The organism is Croceicoccus bisphenolivorans (assembly GCF_001634625.1).
Taxonomy (GTDB): Bacteria; Pseudomonadota; Alphaproteobacteria; order Sphingomonadales; family Sphingomonadaceae; genus Croceicoccus; species Croceicoccus bisphenolivorans.
Map to the genome: position 1 here is coordinate 86,453 of NZ_LRSE01000001.1, position 18,393 is coordinate 104,845.

General features: G+C 64.5%; 16 protein-coding genes. 14 read left to right on the forward strand and 2 right to left on the reverse strand.

What is annotated here, in order from left to right; translation table 11 throughout:
• The first annotated feature begins 5 nt into the window (after positions 1-5).
• The 8 genes from A7A77_RS00440 to A7A77_RS00475 are packed head-to-tail and all read left to right on the forward strand — an operon-like array spanning position 6 to position 9,244.
• Positions 6-1,307 (forward strand): NAD(P)/FAD-dependent oxidoreductase, encoded by a 1,302-nt coding sequence (locus A7A77_RS00440; RefSeq protein ID WP_066552084.1) that lies wholly within the window; start codon positions 6-8, stop codon positions 1,305-1,307.
• Positions 1,304-2,857: an ABC transporter substrate-binding protein gene (locus A7A77_RS00445; protein WP_066552086.1), complete on the forward strand. Its 1,554-nt coding sequence runs from the start codon at positions 1,304-1,306 to the stop codon at positions 2,855-2,857. Before A7A77_RS00440 ends, A7A77_RS00445 begins: the two co-directional genes overlap by 4 nt.
• Positions 2,857-3,831 (forward strand): ABC transporter permease, encoded by a 975-nt coding sequence (locus A7A77_RS00450; protein ID WP_066552088.1) that lies wholly within the window; start codon positions 2,857-2,859, stop codon positions 3,829-3,831. Before A7A77_RS00445 ends, A7A77_RS00450 begins: the two co-directional genes overlap by 1 nt.
• Positions 3,828-4,652, forward strand: coding sequence for an ABC transporter permease (locus tag A7A77_RS00455; protein ID WP_066552091.1), 825 nt, complete (start codon positions 3,828-3,830; stop codon positions 4,650-4,652). Before A7A77_RS00450 ends, A7A77_RS00455 begins: the two co-directional genes overlap by 4 nt.
• Positions 4,649-6,448, forward strand: coding sequence for an ABC transporter ATP-binding protein (locus tag A7A77_RS00460; RefSeq protein WP_066552092.1), 1,800 nt, complete (start codon positions 4,649-4,651; stop codon positions 6,446-6,448). The genes A7A77_RS00455 and A7A77_RS00460 overlap by 4 nt, the downstream gene beginning before the upstream one ends.
• Positions 6,445-6,753: a (2Fe-2S)-binding protein gene (locus A7A77_RS00465; protein WP_066552094.1), complete on the forward strand. Its 309-nt coding sequence runs from the start codon at positions 6,445-6,447 to the stop codon at positions 6,751-6,753. Before A7A77_RS00460 ends, A7A77_RS00465 begins: the two co-directional genes overlap by 4 nt.
• Positions 6,735-8,111, forward strand: coding sequence for an FAD/NAD(P)-dependent oxidoreductase (locus A7A77_RS00470; protein WP_066552095.1), 1,377 nt, complete (start codon positions 6,735-6,737; stop codon positions 8,109-8,111). The genes A7A77_RS00465 and A7A77_RS00470 overlap by 19 nt, the downstream gene beginning before the upstream one ends.
• Positions 8,108-9,244 (forward strand): NAD(P)/FAD-dependent oxidoreductase, encoded by a 1,137-nt coding sequence (locus A7A77_RS00475; protein WP_066552096.1) that lies wholly within the window; start codon positions 8,108-8,110, stop codon positions 9,242-9,244. The genes A7A77_RS00470 and A7A77_RS00475 overlap by 4 nt, the downstream gene beginning before the upstream one ends.
• Positions 9,245-9,260: 16 nt before the next feature.
• Here A7A77_RS00475 and A7A77_RS00480 read toward each other — a convergent pair whose 3' ends face one another.
• Positions 9,261-10,736 (reverse strand): aldehyde dehydrogenase family protein, encoded by a 1,476-nt coding sequence (locus A7A77_RS00480; protein ID WP_066552099.1) that lies wholly within the window; start codon positions 10,734-10,736, stop codon positions 9,261-9,263.
• A 213-nt stretch (positions 10,737-10,949) separates the two neighbouring features.
• Here A7A77_RS00480 and A7A77_RS00485 point away from each other — a divergent pair, with 213 nt between their 5' ends.
• The 6 genes from A7A77_RS00485 to A7A77_RS00510 all read left to right on the forward strand — a co-directional run bounded on the left by A7A77_RS00485 (position 10,950) and on the right by A7A77_RS00510 (position 17,577).
• Entirely contained in the window at positions 10,950-11,795 is an 846-nt protein-coding gene (locus A7A77_RS00485) for a GNAT family N-acetyltransferase (RefSeq protein WP_245638354.1), read from the forward strand.
• A gap of 17 nt (positions 11,796-11,812) precedes the next feature.
• Entirely contained in the window at positions 11,813-13,270 is a 1,458-nt protein-coding gene (locus A7A77_RS00490; RefSeq protein ID WP_082835824.1) for an NAD-dependent succinate-semialdehyde dehydrogenase, read from the forward strand.
• A gap of 38 nt (positions 13,271-13,308) precedes the next feature.
• Positions 13,309-14,382 carry a tartrate dehydrogenase gene (locus A7A77_RS00495; RefSeq protein ID WP_066552103.1) on the forward strand — a complete coding sequence of 358 codons (1,074 nt, stop codon included), beginning with the start codon at positions 13,309-13,311 and terminating at the stop codon, positions 14,380-14,382.
• Positions 14,383-14,500: 118 nt separating this feature from the next.
• On the forward strand, positions 14,501-15,910 hold the full coding sequence (locus A7A77_RS00500) for an aspartate aminotransferase family protein (RefSeq protein ID WP_066552105.1): 1,410 nt from the start codon (positions 14,501-14,503) through the stop codon (positions 15,908-15,910).
• Positions 15,911-15,920: 10 nt separating this feature from the next.
• Positions 15,921-16,409, forward strand: coding sequence for an Lrp/AsnC family transcriptional regulator (locus A7A77_RS00505; protein ID WP_066552107.1), 489 nt, complete (start codon positions 15,921-15,923; stop codon positions 16,407-16,409).
• Positions 16,410-16,422: 13 nt separating this feature from the next.
• Complete coding sequence (locus A7A77_RS00510) at positions 16,423-17,577, forward strand: M20 aminoacylase family protein (RefSeq protein ID WP_066552109.1); 1,155 nt, start codon at positions 16,423-16,425, stop codon at positions 17,575-17,577.
• Positions 17,578-17,597: 20 nt separating this feature from the next.
• Here A7A77_RS00510 and A7A77_RS00515 read toward each other — a convergent pair whose 3' ends face one another.
• Positions 17,598-18,299 carry a copper resistance protein B gene (locus tag A7A77_RS00515; RefSeq protein ID WP_066552111.1) on the reverse strand — a complete coding sequence of 234 codons (702 nt, stop codon included), beginning with the start codon at positions 18,297-18,299 and terminating at the stop codon, positions 17,598-17,600.
• Between the last annotated feature and the right edge of the window lie 94 nt (positions 18,300-18,393).

Consider the following 18,393-nt stretch of genomic DNA (forward strand, 5'->3'; position numbering starts at 1 on the left):
TCACGATGGGCAACGTCCCACCGCCTTCCGATCTGCCACCGTCATTCTGGCAGGCCAGCGCCCCGCCCTTTCGCGATGGACGCGATGGGCGGGTCGAAGGCGAGTGGGACGTCGCGATCATCGGGGCAGGCTTCACCGGCCTGTCCGCCGCCCTCGCCTTTGCCAAGGCAGGGGCGAGCGTCGCGGTGCTGGAAGCTGGCGAAGTCGTCGGTGAAGCATCGGGCCGAAATGGCGGCCAATGCAATTCGGGCACGGCGCACGATTTCGGCGCGCTCGTTTCGGCCTATGGCATCGACGATGCGCGCACCTTCTACAACGCCCATCGCAGCGCGGTGGACACTGTCGAACGGATCGCCCGTAATGAGGGGATCGAATGCGGCTTCCGCCGTTGCGGGCGCGCAAAACTTGCAGCAAAGCCGCAACATTTCGCCAAGCTGGAAGCGGCCTACGATCTGCTGCGCGAACATGTCGATGCCGATGTCAGCCTCGTCACGCCCGAACGGATCAGTGACGAGATTGATGCCGACGGTTTCTACGGCGCGCTGGTCCAGGAAACGAGCGCACAGCTGCATCCGGCCCGTTTCGGACGCGGCCTTGCCGGCGCCGCTGCGGCGAAAGGTGCCGTGATCTACGAGCACGCGCCTGTCGAAGGCATGGCGCGCAACGCATCAGGCTGGTCCCTCACGACCCCGCGCGGCACTCTTTCCGCGCGGCAGGTCCTTGTCGCGACCGGCGGAGCCAGTCCGCAGTCCCCCTTCGGCTGGTTCCGCCGGCGCATCGTTTCGGTTGGCAGCTTTGCCATCGCCACCGAACCGTTGCCGACCGAACTGACGGACCGCATGTTCCCCACGGGGCGCAACTACGTCACCAGCAGGATCATCGGGAACTACTTCCGCCTTGCAGAGGGCAACCGGCTGATCTTCGGCGGCCGCGCCCGTTTCACGCTGTCCGATCCGGCGTCCGACATCAAGAGCGGCCGCATCCTTGAAAAGACGATGCGCACGATGTTCCCCGCCCTTGCCGATACCCGCATCGAACATTGCTGGGGCGGCACGATCGACCTTACCGCAGACCGCCTGCCCCGCGCCGGCGAACATGACGGCATGTTCTACGCCATGGGCTACAGCGGCCACGGCGTGCAGATGGCGACCCACATGGGCGAGGCGATGGCCCGCGTGATGGGCGGCGATGCATCGGCCAATCCCTTTGCCAGCCTGTCGTGGCCCGCCATTCCGGGCCACCTTGGCAAACCGTGGTTCCTGCCGATGGTCGGCGCGTGGTACCGCGTACAGGACATGCTGCATTGACCGGCTCCATCATCACCCGTCGCGCCCTGATCGGCGCAGGCATCGCGGGCGGTGCCGGCCTTGCCGCATGGTCGCTGACCCGCGATGGCGGCGCGCCGTCGTCATCCCGCAATGGCAGCGGCGGCAATATTCGCGTTGCCGCCCCCTCCGCCTCTACCGCCGATACGCTAGATCCGGCCAAGGGCGGATTATCGACCGACTACGTGCGTCATTTCATGCTCTACAACGGGCTGACCACGATCGACGATGGCAGCCTTGCCCCGCACCCCTCGCTTGCCGAATCCTGGGAAAGCACGGACCGCGTGACGTGGCACTTCCGCCTTCGCAAGGGCGTGCGTTTTCATGACGGTTCGGAGCTTACTTCGGCGGACGTCGTCTTCTCCCTGCGTCGCCATGCCGTGCCCGCGCTGGGATCGAAGATGGCGACGATCGCCGAACAGTTCGCAAGCGTCCGCGCCGATGGCCGCCACGGCGTCACCATCGAACTGACCGGCGCAAACGCCGACCTCCCCACGATCCTTGCGCAATCGCATTTCCTGATCGTGAAGGACGGTGCGGACAAGCCGGACGGCAACGGCACCGGCCCGTTCCGACTGCAGCAATTTTCGCCCGGTGTGCGCACGCTCGTCGTGAAGAACGGCGAATACTGGTATCCGGGCCGTCCGGCGCTCAATTCGATTGAACTGATCTCCATCCCCGACGAAGTCAGCCGCGTTAACGCGCTCCTTTCGGGCGATGTGCAGCTGGTCATGGCGCTCAATCCGCGTTCCACCCGCCGTATCGAGAATGCGCCGGGGCACGACCTGATGATCACCCCGTCCTCGCTCTACACCGATCTCATCATGCGGCAGGACACGATGCCGACGGGCAATCCGCATTTCGTGCAGGCGATCAAGCACCTCGTCGATCGCCCGCTCGTCAACCGGTCGCTGTTCCGCAATACCGCGACGATTGCGAACGATCATCCGATCCCGCCGTTCCACCCGTTCTACAATGCGGAGATCCCGCAGAACACGCTCGATCTGGACAAGGCGCGCTGGCATCTGCAGCAATCCGGCCTGTCGGGCGTTCGCCTTCCGGTCTATGCCTCGCAGGCTGCCGAAGGGTCGGTCGACATGGCGTCGATCATGCAGGAATTCGGATCGCGTGTCGGGCTGAATCTCGCGGTGAACCGCGTCCCTGCGGACGGTTACTGGTCCACGCACTGGATGCGCCATCCGCTCAGCTTCGGGAACACCAACCCGCGCCCCACCGCCGATCTGGTCTTCAGCCTGTTCTACCAGTCCAGCGCCGACTGGAACGAAAGCGGGTGGAAGGACGAGCGCTTCGATCGCCTTCTGGTGGAAGCCCGCGGCGAGCCTGACGACCTGCGCCGCAAGGACCTCTATGGCGAAATGCAGCGCATCGTGCATGACAAGTGCGGCGTGATGATCCCGGTCTTCATCAGCCTGATCGACGCTTTCGACAAGCGGCTGAAGGGCATGCGCCCCGTCCCGCTGGGCGGCTTCATGGGCTATCGTTTCTCCGAATATGTCCGGTGGGAGGACTGATGGCTGCGCAAGGCTCCTCCGGCGTGAAGAACATCGCGAAGATCGTGGCGAAGCGCGTTGTTTCCGCTTTCATCACGCTGTTCCTCGTCTCCGCCGTCATCTTCACGATCAGCGGGCTGCTGCCCGGCGACGCGGCACAGGAACTGCTGGGCCAGAGCGCGACGCAGGAACAGGTGGAAGCGCTGCGCGAGGAAATGGGCCTCAACCGCCCTGCCCTCGTCCGCTATGGCGACTGGCTGACGGCCATCGTGAAGGGCGATCCCGGCTATTCCTATGTCGCCAATATGCCGGTCAGCCAAATCATATCCACCCGGCTGCCCAACACCTTGCTGCTGGCAGCCCTGGCGACGCTCGTCTCGGTCCCGCTTGCGCTGCTGATCGGGATTACCGCTGCAATCCGGCGCGGCACAACGGTGGACCGTTCGCTCAATATCCTGACGCTGTCGCTGGTCGCCATGCCGGAATTCCTGATCGCGACCCTGTTCGTGCTGGCATTCTCGGTAAAGCTGCTCTGGCTTCCGTCGATCGCGCTGGTTTCGCCAGAGGCGACTTGGAGCGAGACGATGCGCTCCATCGCCCTGCCGGTTCTCAGCCTTGCGGTCGTCGTCGTCGCGCAGATGGCACGCATGACCCGCGCCGCCGTTGCCGACCAGCTGGACCGGCCATATGTCGAAATGGCGCGGCTGAAGGGCGTGCCATTCCCGCGCATCGTTCTGCAGCATGTGATGCCCAATGCCGTGGGGCCGGTAATCAATGCGATGGCGCTGTCGCTGTCCTACCTGATGGGCGGCGCGATCATCGTGGAAACGATCTTCAACTATCCGGGGCTTGCCAGCCTGATGGTCAATGCCGTGACCAGCCGCGACATGGCGCTGCTGCAATCGTGCGCGATGATCTTTTGTGCGGCCTATCTCGCCATGATGCTCGTCGCCGACATTGTCGCCATTCTCGCCAACCCGAGGCTTCGCGCATGATTTCCCGCATCGCATCCGGCGTCCGCACCATGCCGCTTTCCGGCCAGATCGGCTTCGGCCTCGTCGTCTTCTGGCTGCTGGCCGCGGTGTTCGGGCCCGTGGTCGCGCCCTATTCGGTGGGCGCATTCGTGGACGACGAGGTTTTCGCAGGGCTTTCCGCATCGTTCCCGCTCGGCACCGACTATCTGGGGCGGGACGTGCTGAGCCGTGTCCTGTGGGGCGCGCGCTACACCGTCTTCATCGCGCTGGCCGCCGCAATGCTGGCCGTGTTCATCGGCACATCCTTTGCACTCCTCGCCTCACTACGCGGGGGCTGGACGGACGAACTGATCAGCCGCGCGATGGATACGCTGATCTCGATCCCGTCGAAGATATTCGCACTCGTGCTGGTTGCCGCCTTCGGCTCATCGCTCGGCCTGTTGCTCGTCATCACCGCGATCACTTACGTGCCCGGCAACTTCCGCATCGCCCGCGCTTTGGCGATGAACCTCGTCGCGCTCGATTTCGTGCAGGTCGCGCGGGCGCGCGGCGAAGGGCCGGTACACCTCGCCACGCGGGAAATTCTTCCCAACATGATCCACCCGCTGCTGGCCGACATGGGCCTGCGCTTCGTGTTCATCGTCCTGCTGCTGTCGGGCCTCAGCTTCCTCGGCCTTGGCGTCCAGCCGCCGCATGCGGACCTTGGCTCTCTGGTGCGCGAAAACCTGACCGGCCTTACCGAAGGGGCGCTTGCGATCATCGTTCCGGCCATTGCAATTGCCACCCTGACCGTAGGCGCGAACCTGTTGATCGATGCCCTGCAGAAGGGAGGCCGGTCATGAGCGATGCACAAGTCGAAGTTCGGAACCTGCAGATCGACGTTGCAACGCCCGGCGGCGGGCGCAAGGCGATCGTATCCGACATCTCGTTCGAGATTCCAAAGGGCGAAGTGCTCGCCCTGATCGGAGAATCCGGTTCGGGCAAGACGACCATTGCCCTTTCGCTGATGGGCCACAGCCGTTTCGGCGCGCACATCGCGGCGGATGTCATCCGTGTCGGCGAACACCGGATAGATACGCTGGACGACCGCGGCCTTGCATCCCTGCGCGGTCGGCGGATCAGCTATATCGCGCAAAGCGCTGCCGCCGCTTTCAATCCATCGCGCACGATCATGGCGCAAGTGATCGAACCGCTGCTGGTGCACAAACTGGCCACCCGCAAGGAAGCCGAAACCCGCGCCATCGAACTGTTCCGCTCGCTTGCCCTGCCATCGCCCGACACCATCGGTGCGCGTTATCCGCACCAGGTTTCGGGCGGACAGCTCCAGCGCCTGATGGCCGCGATGGCGCTGATCACGAAGCCGGAACTGGTCATCCTCGACGAACCGACAACAGCGCTGGACGTGACAACGCAGGTCGAAGTGCTCAAGACGTTCAAGCGCGCCATTGCCGAAGTCGGTGCGACGGCAGTCTATGTCAGTCATGATCTTGCCGTCGTTGCGCAAGTCGCGGACCGGATCGTCGTGCTGAAAGACGGGCGCATGTGCGAAAGCGGCCCCGCCGCCACCGTTCTTGAAGCACCAGCCGATGACTATACCCGCAGCCTGCTTGCGGCTGGCAATCGCACCCACGACATGCCCGAAGCCGTGGCGGGTGCGGTAAAGCTGGAAGTGCGCGACATCCTTGCCGGATATGGCCGCATCCGCGACGGCAGGCCCGCCATTCCAGTGCTGAGCGATGTCGGTTTCACGCTGGAACGCGGCGCAGCGATCGGCGTGATCGGAGAGTCCGGTTCGGGCAAATCCACCCTTGCCCGCGTCATCGCCGGTATCCTGCCTGCTGCCTCTGGCTCGATCGTGCTGGACGGGCAGGAACTTGCCCCCGCGATGGACAATCGCAGCCGCGAAGACCTGCGCCGCATCCAGTTCGTATTCCAGAATGCCGATACGGCTCTGAACCCGGCGCATACCGTGGGCGAAACGCTCGCCCGCCCGCTCGCCTTCTATCACGGCCTGAAAGGGGCGGATGCCGAGGCTCGGGTCGATGAACTGCTCGACCTCATCCACTTGCCGCGGGAAATGGCCTCGCGGCGCAGTGCCGAACTGTCGGGGGGACAGAAGCAGCGCGTCAATCTTGCCCGCGCGCTTGCCGCCGATCCCGAAGTGCTGATCTGCGACGAAGTGACGTCCGCGCTCGACACCGTGGTCGGGGAAGCGATCCTGCAACTGATCGACGATCTGCGCCGCAATCTGGGCATCGCGACCGTTTTCATCAGCCACGACATTTCTACCGTCCATGCCTTCTGCGACAAGCTGCTCGTGCTCTATTCCGGTACGGCGGTCGAACTGGCCGCAAGGGCCGATTTCACCGGGGCGGCCCATCATCCCTACACGCGCCTGCTGGTCGATTCCGTGCCGCAGATGGATCGCGGCTGGCTGGACCGGCAGGTTTCGGAACAGGCCACTTCGCTTGCCGACCTGCGCCTGATACCGGGCCTGTGCCGTTTCGCGCCGCGCTGCCCTGTCGCCATCGCGGGAACGTGCGATGTGCTGCCGCCGCCCTATCGCACCGAAGGAACGCTGACCGTGCTATGTCATCACCCGATCGATGCTCTGACGAAAGAGGACGTGATCGCATGACCGCACGTTTCCAGCGGCTTGCCGAAACGGATCGCGCCGAAGTGCGCTTCACCGTGGACGGCACGCCCTTATCCGCCCTTGCCGGAGACAGCCTGCTGACCGCGATGCTGACCAACGGCCTGTCGGTCCGCGCAAGCGAGTTCGGAGACGGCAACCGCGCCGGTTTCTGCCTGATGGCCGCGTGTCAGGACTGCTGGGTGTGGACAGAGGCGGGCACGCGCCTTCGCGCCTGCTCCACCCTTGCAGAGGACGGCCTTGCCATATCCACCCAGCAGCCGGGGGCCGCATGGTTGAAAAACGCGTAATCGTCGTCGGCGCCGGTCCGGCGGGCATTCGCGCCGCCGAAACGCTGGTCGCGGCGGGCATCCGCCCTGTCCTCATCGATGAAGGCCGCCGCGACGGCGGGCAGATCTACCGCCGCCAGCCCGACGGTTTCACCCGCAGCTACGAAACGCTGTACGGCACAGAAGCCGCGCGCGCGCGCGCTGTCCACGATACGTTCGAAGCCATCCGCGACCGGATCGACTATCGCGCCGAAACGCTGGCATGGAACGTGTCGGACGGGCGGTTGTGGACCGCGCGCGATGGCGAAGCGGAAGCGATCCCCTATTCAGCATTGATCGTCTGCAGCGGCGCGACGGACCGGCTGCTTCCCGTACCGGGCTGGAACCGCGCCGGTGTCTTCAGCCTTGGCGGCAGCCAGATCGCGTTGAAGGCGCAGGCCTGCAGCATCGGCAGCAAGGTCGTCTTCATGGGTTCGGGCCCGCTGCTCTATCTCGTCGCCGCGCAATATGTGAAGGCAGGGGCCAACGTGGCGGCCGTGCTGGACACCTCGCCCTTCATGAAGCGCGTGCGCGCAGCACCGTTCATGGCCGTCTTGCCCGACCTGCTGTTCGCCGGTGTGGGCCTGATGCGCACGCTGAAAACCGCCGGTGTCCGGATCGCAACCGGCATTACGCCGGTCAGCATCGAGGGTAGCGACGATACGGGCGTCTCCGGCATCCGCTATACCGACGGATCGGGCCGTGAACAGCATATGGACTGCGATGCCGTGGCGATGGGCTGGCATCTGCGGCCCGAAACGCAGCTGGCCGACATCGCCCGCTGCGATTTCGCTTTCGACGCGCCGACCCGCCAGTGGCTGCCCGTGACCGACGATGACGGCCGCGCGACCAGCGACGGTATCTACCTTGCCGGAGACGGTGCGCGCGTACTGGGTGCCCGCTGCGCCGAAGTGACCGGACGCCTTGCCGCGATGGCCGCGTTATCGGACATGGGGATTGCCGGCGATCCTGCCGCGCGCCAGTCGCTGCTTGCGGAAAAGGCGCGCTACCGCCGTTTTGCGCAGGGGCTGGCTATTGCCTTCCCCTGGCCACACGAACTGGCCGCGAACGTCCCCGACGACACCGTCGTCTGCCGGTGCGAGGCCGTGACCGCCGGAACCTTGCGCGAAACCGTCGATATCGGCGGAGCGACGGAAACCAACCGCGCCAAGTCGTTCAGCCGCGTCGGAATGGGCCGCTGTCAGGGTCGCTATTGCGGCAATGCCTCTGCAGAGATCGTTGCCGCGATGCGCCGCGAACCGGTGGAGGCTGCAGGACGTTTGCGTACCCAGGCGCCGGTAAAGCCCCTGTCCATCGCCACAGTGAGGAACGAGGCATGAGCGCGCCCGTACAGAGCGATGTCGCGATCATCGGCGGCGGCATCATGGGCGCGTCTGCCGCGTTCTTCCTGCGCCGACACGGCCTGTCCGTCACGCTGCTGGAAACCGACAAGGTGGGCCGTCAGGCCAGCGGCACCAATTTCGGCAATGTTCGCAGGCAAGGCCGCCCGATCTTCCAGTTGCCGCTGGCCAACCGCGCCTCTCGCATCTGGCGCACCGCGCGCGAATTGCTGGGCTCGGATGTCGAATACCTGCAATCGGGCCACATGCGGGTGTGCTTTTCCGATCGCCCCGAAAACGTAGGCGCGATGGAGGATTACGCGACCAAGGCGCGCGAGGAAGGTCTCGACCTCGAAATCCTGACCGGCAACACGCTGCGCGCCCGCTTTCCGTGGCTTGGCCCCGAAGTGCTGGCGGGATCGCATTCGGCGATGGACGGCCACGCCAATCCGCGCCTTGCCGCCCCTGCCTTCGCCCGCGCCGCAATTGCGGCTGGGGCACAGGTTTTCGAGGATACGCGCATTACCGGCGCCGCCAAGATCGGTGACGATTTCGAACTGGAGGCCGACGACGGCCGCCTGTTCCGCGCGCCCGTCCTGCTGGTAACCGCCGGTGCGTGGGCCGGAAAGATCGCCACCCAGTTCGGCGAGGATTTCGCGATCACCCCGCGCGCGCCCACCATGTCGGTTACCGAACCGGTCCCCTATGCGATCGAGCCGTCGCTGGGTGTGATGACCGCTCTCGAAGTCGAAACCGTCTATTTCCGGCAGGTCGAGCGCGGCAATATCGTGATCGGCGGCAGCACCCGCGCGCCTTCCTACCCCGACGAATACCGCAGCTACGTCCTGCCCGAAAGCACGATGACGCAGTTCGAGCATATCCGGCGGCTTGCCCCCGTACTCGCCAACCTGTCGATCATCCGCGTGTGGACGGGGATCGAGGGATACATGGACGACAGCCTGCCGGTCATGGGGCCGAGCAGCAATGTGCCCGGCCTTTACCATGCCTTCGGATTTTCAGGCGCCGGGTTCCAGCTGGGCCCCGGCGTCGGCGAAACGATGGCCGAGCTGATCGCGACGGGCGCGACCGACATTCCGCTTGCCCCCTACTCGCCCGACCGCTTCGGGAAGTAACCCCTGATCGGGCGGGTTAAAGCCCGATCAGCGCGGTCTTGCTCTTGCAGTTCGCCATATAGGCTTCGCGACCAAGATCCTTGCCGATGCCGGACTGCTTGTAGCCGCCGGTCGGCAGGATGAAATCGTCGCTGCGGCCATAACGGTTGACCCAGACGGTGCCCGCTTCCAGCGCGCGCGTCGCCCGCATCGCGCGGGACAGGTCCGTGGTGTGGACACCCGCGGCAAGGCCATAGCGTGTGCCGTTGGCAAGCGCCCATGCCTCGTCTTCATCCGCGAAAGTCTGGACCGTGAGGACAGGGCCGAAAATTTCGCCCTGAACGGCCTCGGCATCCGGCGACAGCCCGTCCAGCAGGGTCGGCTGGAAGTAGCTGCCCTGCTGCGGCGATGTTGCACGCCCGCCGCCGGTGATCGCCTCGGCCCCGTCGTCGGCAATGGCGCGCGCGACGATGCCGTCGATCATCGACAACTGGCCTTCGGAGATGATCGGCCCCATCGTCGTCGCATCGTCCCAGGTGGTGCCGATGCGGTGCGCCTCGAATGCCTTGCGGATGGCGTCGACCACCGGATCCTTCAAGCTTTCATGCACCAGCAGGCGTGAACCCGATACGCAGACCTGTCCCGCATTCAGCGTGATCGCCTTGGCCACGATGGCACTGGCCTTGTCCAGTTCGGCATCACCAAACACGATCTGCGGGCTTTTTCCGCCCAGTTCCAGCGTAACCGGCTTCGGCCCCGTCTGCGCACAGGCGGCCATGATCGCCTGACCGGTACGGGTCGATCCGGTGAAGCTGACCTTGCCGACCTGCGGCGCGCGCACCAGCGCGTCGCCGATATCGATACCGCCGCCCTGCACCACGTTGAAGATGCCGGCCGGAATACCGGCCTCCACCGCCAGCAGGGCGAGGCGCACGACACTGAACGGCGTCATTTCGGAAGGTTTCAGGACAACGGCATTACCTGCCGCCATCGCCGGCCCCAGCTTCCACGCCGACATCACGAGCGGCAGGTTCCACGGCGCGATCGCGCCGACGACGCCATAGGGTTCGTTGATGGTGAAGCCGAACTTGTCCTGTGTTGTTGCGGCAACCTCGCCGCCGTGCTTGTCGGCAAATTCAGCGAAGAAGCGGATGCATTCGGCGGTATAGGGCACGTCCCATGCCCGGATTTCCTTCAGTGTCCGGGTGGAGCCGACCGCTTCCAGCGGGGCGAGCGTATCGATATCCTGCTCGATCAGGTCTGCCCAACGGCGCAGCAGGCGCATGCGCGCACGCGGCTCCATCACGCCCCACCCGCTCCGCTTTTGCGCGATCGCGGCATTTTCGACTGCCTCGGCCAGCTGGGCCTCGCTTGCAGAGTAAAGCGGGGCCAGCAAGCCGCCGTCGGACGGGCGCAACACTTCGAAGACACGGCCCTCACCGCGCACGGCTACGCCGCCGATGACGTTTGCTTCGGCGGCAGGACGGATGCGATCGGGAGTGAAATCGGTCATGTCTGTCTTTCCATTCGGTGTTCGACGGGAAACTGGCATGCCACCCTTACCCGGAATCTCTCATTTACACCGCAGCACGCGATATTCTTTCGAATGACAGGCGAAACCGGCAACTCATGCCAAAGTCCGCCGTTTAGAACCGCAATACCGAAATTGAACCGGCACGCGCTTGTCGTGCGTGTCGACCAGCAAGGAGTTGCCGTCTTGGCGATCGTGGTTGAAAGACCGATTGTGCTGCGGGACATGAAACCCGAAGATCTGGAGGCAGCGATCGAGCTGTCGCAGGAACAGTCGTGGCCCCATCGCGCCGAAGACTGGCAATTCTTCTTCGAACTGGGTCAGGGCATTGTCGCCACGATCGACGACCGCGTGGTCGGCACGATCATGTCATGGCACTTCGGCAGCAACTACGCGACGATCGGCATGGTCATCGTCACCAGCGAGATCCAGAAGCGCGGTATCGGTCGCAAGCTGATGGAAGCGATGGTCGAACGCCTCGACGGTCGCAACATCCTGCTGAACGCTACGCAGGAAGGCATGCCGCTCTATTCCTCGCTGGGTTTTGTGCCATGCGGCATCGTCCACCAGCATCAGGGCCCGGCGCCCACCATGCCCTTGGTCGAATTGCGCGATGGTGAGCGTGTACGCCCCATGGGCAATGCCGATTTCGAACTTCACGCCCTCTACAGCAAGGCCAGCGGCATGGACCGTTCCGTCCTGTTCGAGGCACTGGCCAGCGACAGCAGCGGTGTCGTCTTGTCGCGAAACCACGAACCGACCGGCTTTGCCTTGCTGCGCCGCTTCGGCCGCGGGCGGGCGATCGCGCCGATCGTGGCACCGGACCTCGAAGGCGCGAAAGTGCTCACCACGCATTGGCTGGGCGCACGGGCCGGCCGGTTTTGCCGGATAGATGTCGTAGAAGGGCTTGGCATGTCGCGCTGGCTGGACGAAATGGGCCTGCCCAAAGTCGGAACAGTCACGACGATGGTGCGCGGAACCGCTCCCGCTGTTGCCGAAGGGCCGCGCGTGTTCGGACTTGCCGCACAGGCTCTCGGCTGACCCAGGATACCTTGACGATGAATACCACCATTGCCGACCGCACCCTCCTTCGCGAAGCCGCACTGGTCGACGGCGAATGGCTTGCGCCGGGCAGCGATGCGATCGTCGTAACCGATCCCGCCAGTGGAGAGACGATAGGCCGCGTCCCTGCCTGCGGCACCGCCGAGACCGAGCGTGCGATCGCCGCTGCGAAGGCCGCATGGCCGGCATGGCGCGCGATGACGGCTGGCGAACGCTGCCAACTGATTGAAAAGTGGCATGCGCTCGTCATGGCTAATATCGACGACCTTGCCCGTATCATGACGACCGAGCAGGGCAAGCCGCTGGCCGAGGCTGCGGGCGAGATCAAGTACGCCGCCAGCTTCATCAAGTGGTTCGCCGAAGAAGGCCGCCGCGTCGGCGCAAAGAACATAACCTCGCCCGAACGCGACCGCCGCATCGTGGTGATGGTGGAACCGGTCGGCATTTCCGCCGCGATCACGCCATGGAACTTCCCCGCCGCGATGATCACGCGCAAGTGCGCCCCAGCCCTTGCCGCCGGTTGTCCGGTTATCGTGAAACCTTCGGAACTGACGCCGTTCACTGCGCTCGCGCTGGGCGAACTGGCCCTGCGTGCGGGCATTCCGGCCGGCGTCTTCCACGTCCTTACCGGCATGCCGCAGGACATCGGCGCTGCCATCACTTCCAGCCCTGACGTGCGCAAGCTGTCCTTCACCGGATCCACCCGCGTCGGCGCGCTGCTGATGAAGCAGAGCGCGGACACTATCAAGCGCCTCAGCCTCGAACTAGGTGGCAACGCGCCGCTGGTCGTGTTCGACGATGCCGATCTGGAAATCGCGGTTGCCGCGGCCATGGCCAGCAAGTTCCGCAACGCGGGGCAGACCTGCGTGTGCGCCAACCGCATCCTCGTCCAGTCCGGCATTCATGACGCTTTCGTCGAACGGCTGGGGGCCGAAGTGCGCAAACTGCACGCCGCACCCGGCATGGAGGCTGGTTCGACCGTCGGGCCGCTGATCAACGAAAGCGCCGTAGAGAAGGTCGCCGCCCACATTGCCGACGCGCTGGACAACGGCGGCCAGATCGTCGCGCGCGGCGGCGGGCGGGAGGATGGCCGCTTCGTCCGCCCCGTCCTGCTGACCGGCGCAACCCCCGACATGCGCCTTGCCAGCGAAGAGACGTTCGGCCCCCTCGCCCCCGTCTTCCGCTTCGGCAACGAGGACGAAGGCGTTGCCATGGCGAACGACACGCCGTTCGGTCTTGCCAGCTATTTCTATACCCGCGACATCGCCCGCGCCTTCCGCGTGGCGGAGCGGCTGGAAGCGGGCATGGTTGCGCTCAACACCGGTTCGATCGCGATGGAAATGGCCCCGTTCGGCGGCATCAAGCAATCGGGCCTCGGCCGCGAAGGCGGCACTTACGGGATCGAGGAATATCTCGAAACCAAGGCGTTCCACATCGGCGGCCTCGGCATCTGAGGGCCCGCCCCAAACCCTGACAAAAATCGGAAGCGACCATGACCAAGGACCGCAAGTACAAGATTGCCGTCATCCCCGGTGACGGCATCGGCAAGGAAGTCATGCCGGAGGGTGTTCGCGCGCTTGAGGCGGCGTCGAGCCGCTTCGGCTTTGAACTCGACATGCAGTGGCATGATTTTTCCAGCTGCGACTACTACGTCAAACATGGCCAGATGATGCCCGATGACTGGAAGGAGCAGATTGGCGACGTAGACGCGATCTTCTACGGCGCGGTCGGCTGGCCCGATACGGTGCCCGACCACATCTCGCTGTGGCAGTCGATCCTGCAGTTCCGCCGCGAATACGACCAGTACGTAAACTTGCGCCCCGTTCGCCTGATGCCGGGCGTGCCCTGCCCGCTTGCGGGTCGCAAGCCCGGCGACATCGACTTCTGGGTCGTGCGCGAAAATACAGAGGGTGAATACAGCTCTGTCGGCGGGCGCATGTTCCCCGGCACCGATCGCGAAGTGGTCATCCAGGAAACGGTGATGACCCGCCACGGCGTGGACCGCGTGCTGCGCTTCGCCTTCGACCTGGCGCAAAAGCGGGATCGCCGCCATGTCACCAGCGCGACAAAATCGAACGGTATCGCCATCACCATGCCGTTCTGGGACGAGCGGGTCGAGGCGATGGCCGCGCTTTACCCCGATGTCACGTACGACAAGTACCACATCGACATCCTGACCGCGCAGTTCGTGATGAACCCAGACCGTTTCGACGTCGTGGTCGCATCCAACCTGTTCGGCGACATCCTGTCGGACCTTGGCCCGGCCTGCACCGGCACGATCGGCGTCGCACCGTCGGCGAACATCAACCCCGATGGCACCGCGCCTTCGCTGTTCGAGCCGGTTCACGGCTCTGCACCCGACATCGCGGGCAAGGGCATTGCCAATCCCGTCGGCCAGATCTGGTCTGGCGTGATGATGCTGGAGCACCTTGGCGAAGATGCCGCCGCCGCCGCGATCATGAAGTCGATCGAGGACGTTCTGGCAACGGAGAGCGGCCGCACCGGCGACCTGAAGGGTAAGGCCGACACGATCACCTGCGGCAAGGCCGTCGCCGCCGGCATCTGAGCATCCTCGATGCGGGCGGCATAAAATGCCGCCGCCCGCATCCCGCTCGCCGCACGCTTGGCGTGCAGGGGGCAAACTTCGGTGCATGTGTCCGCGACCTGCTGGTTAAGGTCGCACCATGGAAAAAGCCCCTCAAACCGCATCCGCCCCGCTCGCCAACCGCTCGCTTGTCGACATCGACCGCGATCACCTGATCCATCCGGTCACGCCGTTCCGGGGCCACGAACAGCTTGGCGTTCGGGTGCTGACCGGCGGCAAGGGCATGTGGCTGACCGATGTGAACGGACGTGAAGTGCTGGATGCTTTCGCGGGGCTGTGGTGTGTCAACGCCGGTTACGGGCATGACAGCATCGTGGAAGCTGCGGCGAAGCAGATGCGCGAACTGCCCTATGCCACTGGCTATTTCTCCTTCGGGGCAGAGGCACCGATCCGGCTGGCCGGAAAGCTGACCGAACTTGCGCCCAAGGGGCTGGATCACGTCTATTTCACGCTGGGCGGTTCGGATGCGGTGGACAGCGCGATCCGCTACATCACCCATTATCACAACGCGATCGGCAAGCCTGAGAAGAAGCAGTTCATCGCGCTGGAATGGGGCTATCACGGCTCCAGCTCGACCGGCGCTGGCATGACCGCGCTCCCCGCATTCCATCGCGGGTTCGACCTGCCCCGCCCGTGGCAGCACCACATCGCATCGCCCTACCCCTATCGCCATCCCGAAGCGCACGACGATGCCGCCGTCATTGCCAGCACGGTCAAGGCGCTGGAAGACAAGGTGGCGGAACTGGGCGCGGACAATGTCGCCGCGTTCTTCTGCGAACCGATCCAGGGATCGGGCGGCGTGATCGTGCCCCCGGTAGGCTGGCTGAAAGCCATTCGAGAGACCTGCACGCGCCTTGGCATCCTGATGCTGGTCGATGAAGTCATCACCGGCTTCGGTCGCACCGGCCCGATGTTCGCCTGCGATGCCGAAGGGGTGTCGCCCGATTTCATGACCCTCGCCAAGGGGCTGACCTCCGGCTACGTGCCGATGGGCGCGATGCTGATGGCCGATCACGTCTATCAGGCCATCGCCGACAGCACGGCGCCAAACGTGCCGGTGGGCCACGGCTTCACATATTCGGGCCACCCCGTTAGCGCGGCGGTCGCGCTGGAAGTCATCCGCCTTTACGAAGACGGGTTGCTGGCAAACGGCGTGAAGACCGGAGAGGTTTTTGCGCAGCATCTGGCGCGGATCGCCGATCATCCGCTGGTTGGCGACACGCGCGGACGCGGCATGCTGGGCGCGATCGAACTGGTTTCGAACAAGGAAACCAAGACCCTGTTCGACCCCTCTCTCGATATCGGCGCACGCCTGTCGCAGGTCACCTGGGACAATGGCGTCGTCGTGCGCTGTTTCCCACAGGGCGTTATCGGTTTCGCCCCTGCTCTGTGCTGTTCAACCGGTGAAATGGATACTATCTTCGAGCGGATAGAAAAGTCGCTGGACCAATTGCTCGACGAAGCGGACATCCGTCGGGCTCTGGGCTGAGGAGACGGACATGACATTCGGCCCCAAACTCGACCGGATCGACCTGAAGATCCTGGCAAAGCTGCAGGAATCGGGCCGGATCACAAATGTCGAACTGTCCGACGCGGTCGGCCTGTCGCCCAGCCCCTGCCTTACGCGTGTGAAACGGCTTGAAAAGGCCGGCTACATCACCGGTTACGGTGCGCAGGTCGACCTTAACAAGCTGGGCGAGTTCCTGACCGTCTTCACCGAAGTCACGCTGAGCGAACACCGGCGCGGCGATTTCAGCCGCTTCGAAAGCCGGATCGTGAAAGTGGACGAGATCGTGGAGTGCCACCTCGTTTCCGGCGGCTACGACTACTTGCTGAAATTCGTCGCCCGCGGCGTTGCGCATTACCAGTCCATCATCGAGGATATGCTGGAAAGCGACTACGGCATCGAGAAGTATTTCAGCTACGTCGTGATCAAGAGCCCCTTCATCAAGTACCACTTCCCGATCCAGAACCTGTTCGGCGAGTAACCCGAAAGAGCCAATGGCCGATATCCAAGACCTGATCGCCCCGCTAATCGCGTTCCGCCGCGACATCCACGCGCATCCCGAACTGGGTTTCGCAGAGCACCGGACGGCAGGCCGCATCGCCGAAGCGCTGCGCGCGGCGGGTCTGGAAGTTACCGAAGGCATCGGCGGCACCGGCCTTGTCGGCGTTCTGCGTTGCGGTGACGGCACGCGCACACTCGGCCTGCGCGCGGACATGGACGCACTGCCGATCGAGGAGCGGACCAATGCCCCGTGGACCAGCACGCATCCCGGATGTTTCCACGGCTGCGGCCATGACGGGCATGTCGCCATGCTGCTGGGTGCGGCCCAGTACCTTGCCAGGAACGGCGGCTTTTCCGGCACGCTGAACTTCATCTTCCAGCCTGCCGAAGAAGGCCTTGGCGGCGCGCGCCACATGATCGAGGACGGTCTGTTCGATCGCTTCCCCTGCGACAGGGTCTATGCCTTGCACAACTGGCCGGGCCTGCCGGCCGGTACGATCGCCACCCGCCCCGGCGCGATCATGGGCGCGGCGGACAAGTTCGCGATCCGCATCACCGGCAAGGGAGGCCATGCCGCGATCCCGCAGGATACGCCGGATGCCGTGCTCGCCGCCGCATCGCTGGTGCAGCAGCTCAACACCATCATCGCCCGCAACGTGCCGGCCAGCGCGTCTGCCGTGCTTTCGGTGACGGAAATCCATGGCGGACACGCGCACAACGTGATCCCCGCCGAAGTTACCGTGGGCGGCACGGTGCGCAGTTTCGATCCGGCCGTGCAGGACAGGATCGAACAGCGCATGGAGCAGATCCTGTCGGGCATTTCCGCATCGTTCGAAGTGGAATGTTCGCTCGACTACGACCGCTATTATCCGGCCACGATCAACGATGCGGATGTCGCGCGCGACGCGCTGGCCGTGGCGGCGGAAGTCGGCAACGCCGAACTCGCGCCCGAACCTGCGCCCACTTCGGAAGATTTCTCGTACATGCTGCAGGCGCGGCCCGGCGCCTACATCTGGCTGGGGCAAGGTCGTGGCGAGGCTTCACCGCCGCTGCACAACCCGCATTACGATTTCAACGACGACGTGATGGAAACCGGCATCCGGCTGCACGTCGCCCTTGCCCGCCACTGGCTGCGCGACGACGCCTGAGCGTCGCGCGCCATACCTTTTCAGAAGAACAGACCGGCGCCCAGAATGGCGCGTGTGGCTTGCCCGCTTTCTTCGTTGGCGCGTGCGATGTCGCGCGTATTGCCGATCAGGCGTTCGTGCACCACGCCGACATAGACGTTGAAGACCGGCCCGATGGCCTGACGCAGGCGCAATGACAGTTCGGTATCGGTAAGACCGCTGCCGACTTCTTCTTCCGGAATTGCCTGTGCCGCCCAGCCGAAGGCAAGGCGCGGTTCCACCGTGAGCCCACCTGGCGTGAGGGGAATACCCGCCACGATCTGCCCTTCGCCGGTCAGGTCGCCATTTTCGGACAGGAAGAAGAAGTGCTCGCCCTCCAGGATCGAGCCGAAGCTCTGTTCGACGGCAAGGGCGGCATAAGTAAGGTCGCCGCCGGGGCGGAAATCGTGGCGCACACCGGCCATGAAACTGGTGCTGTCGTTGGGCATGAAGGCGGCGAGCGCCATGCTCGTGACTTCCTCGACACTGAGATGCGCCGTTTCGTTGCCGCCCTCCGCTTTCAGCACCAGCGCGTGACGGTCCCCGCCCGCCGTGACGGTGGTATCGAAGACGAACGGATCGTCGCCCTTGCCTTCCTGCAGTTCGAACAGGTCGACTTCGACCGATACGGCCTGAGCGTGAGCCGCAACGGAGGTGAAGGACAATATGGCGACAGCGCCTGCGGCGATCATGATCTTCCTCATGATCGCAAGATGCCCCTACCATCCTGAGAGATGGTGCTTTTTACAGCAGGGGGCACAGGCAATTCATGCCGCCTGCGATCATGTCTGCGGCAGG